This is a genomic window from Rhizobium sp. P1_E1 (assembly GCF_056406015.1).
In genome coordinates this window covers 1-1,945 of sequence record NZ_JBFUAY010000444.1, presented here as the reverse complement: position 1 = coordinate 1,945, position 1,945 = coordinate 1, and the positions used below count along the sequence as shown (strand labels likewise).

The 1,945-nt window shown below is 59.3% G+C and carries 3 protein-coding genes; all 3 read right to left on the bottom strand.

The features are described from left to right. A partial coding sequence (locus AC1D1Z_RS36885; protein WP_477853757.1) for an ATP-binding cassette domain-containing protein occupies positions 1-266 on the bottom strand: 266 nt, incomplete at its 3' end. 20 nt (positions 267-286) lie between these two features. Then, positions 287-1,123 carry a carbohydrate ABC transporter permease gene (locus AC1D1Z_RS36880; RefSeq protein ID WP_018247017.1) on the bottom strand — a complete coding sequence of 279 codons (837 nt, stop codon included), beginning with the start codon at positions 1,121-1,123 and terminating at the stop codon, positions 287-289. After that, positions 1,120-1,945: carbohydrate ABC transporter permease (locus AC1D1Z_RS36875; RefSeq protein ID WP_477853754.1), on the bottom strand; the 826-nt coding region annotated here is incomplete at its 5' end. The genes AC1D1Z_RS36875 and AC1D1Z_RS36880, both read right to left, overlap by 4 nt.

The following is a 1,945-nucleotide window of genomic DNA, read 5'->3' as shown; positions in this document are numbered from 1 at the left end:
TGCGGATAGAGCGCATAGGACTGGAAGACCATGGCGATGCCGCGATCAGCCGGCTCGACGTCGTTGACCACCCTGCCGCCGATCTGAAGCTCGCCTGATGTAATGTCCTCGAGGCCGGCGATCATCCTGAGCAGCGTGGACTTGCCGCAGCCGGAGGGGCCGACGAAGACGACGAATTCGCCGTCCTTCACCTCCAGATTGGCGCCGTGGATGATCTCAAAGCCGCCGAAGCGCTTGACGATGTTGCTGAGTGAAAGCTCTGCCATGCGGCCTCCCTATTGTTCGATTATTTGATTGCGCCGGCCGCGATGCCGGCGATGAAATGGCGCTGGAGAGCCACGAAGACGACAAGGATCGGCGCCGTCAACAGCACCGCGCCGGCCATGATGCCGCCCCATGACACCTTGGTGAGGCCGATCAGCGTTCCGAGTGCCACCGGCGCCGTCATCATTCCCGGTTTGGAATTGATCAGCAGCGGCCAGAGATAGTTGTTCCACGAGGCGAGGAACAGGATGATCGCCAGTGCCGCCATGGTCGGACGCGCCAGCGGCAGGGCGATGCGCAGGAAGATCTGCCATTCCTTGACGCCCTCGACCCTGGCCGCATCAAAGAGCTCGCCTGGCATCATCGAGAAGGATTGCCGCATGAACAGCACCCCGAGCGAATTGAAGAGCGGCGGCACGATCAGCGCCACCCAGGTGTTTGCCAGCTTGAATTCGCGTGCCACCATGATGAATTGCGGGATCACCACCACCGAAAACGGCAGCGTGATCGTACCGAGGATGATGGCGATGACGATGGAGCGGCCGACGAAACGGTACCGCGCCAGCGCCCAGCCCGCCATCGAGGTCAGCAGGACCGACAGGACCGTATAGATGAGCGCGACGCCGACGGAGATCACCATGGCGCCGATGAAATCGGTATCGGCCTGCAGGTTCTTGAAATTCTCGACGAAGTTGGTCGATGGCCAGAGCACGATGTCAGGGCTGAAGATGCCGTTGTCGGGCATCGTTGAGAAGACGAACATCATCCAGAGCGGAAACAGCCAGATTATCGCAAGCGGCGCCAGTGCGGCATGCAGCGCGATCTGACGCAGCAGAAGGGATTGCGATTTGGATCTCATTTCGGATCCCTCCCGACCCAGAGATTGAGAAGCGAGATCGCCACGGCAAGGGCAGCCATCGTATAGGCGATCGCCGAGGCATAGCCGAAGTTCAGCGAGGTGAAGCCTTGGCGATAAAGTAGCAGGCCGAGCGTCTCGGTGCCGCCGCCGGGACCGCCACGATTGGTGATCAGGAAGGGCTCGGTGAAGAGCTGCATGGTGCCGATCACCGAAAGAACCACGCAGAAGAGGATGATCGGTTTCAGAAGCGGCAGGGTGATATGAAAGAATTGCTGTACCTTGCTCACCCGGTCGAGTGTCGCCGCCTCGTAGACATCGTCGGGAATCGACTGCAGACCGGCGAGGATGATGATGGCGTTGTAGCCAGCCCAGCGCCATGTGACGGCGAGAATGATCAGCGCCATGGCGGCATTCGCATTGTCGAACCAGGAGACCGGGCTCAGACCGACGGCTGAAATCAGCTTGTTGATGATACCGAAATCGAGGCTGAACATCAGCCGGAAGACGGCAGCATAGGCGACCTCGCCGACGACGACAGGCGCAAAGAAGGCAAAGCGGAAGAGCGGCCGCGCTTTCAGCAGCGGCGAATTGAGCATTACCGCCATGACCGTCGCGAGTGCGATCATCACCGGTACCTGAATCAGCAGGATGATCAGCGTATTGTAAAGAGCATTGTAAAAGGCCGGGTCATAGAAGAGCCGGCCCCAATTGGCCTGGAAACTGAATTTCCACGGATTGATTCGCGTGTTCTGAAACGAAATCAGGAACGAATTAATGATCGGCCAGACCCAGAAGGTGGCAAAGACCAGCAGATAGGGGGGG

What these genes read in the sequence shown, in the direction of transcription:
- AC1D1Z_RS36880 (WP_018247017.1), bottom strand. Translation starts at nt 1,123, where the DNA reads ATGAGATCCAAATCGCAATCCCTTCTGCTGCGTCAGATCGCGCTGCAT.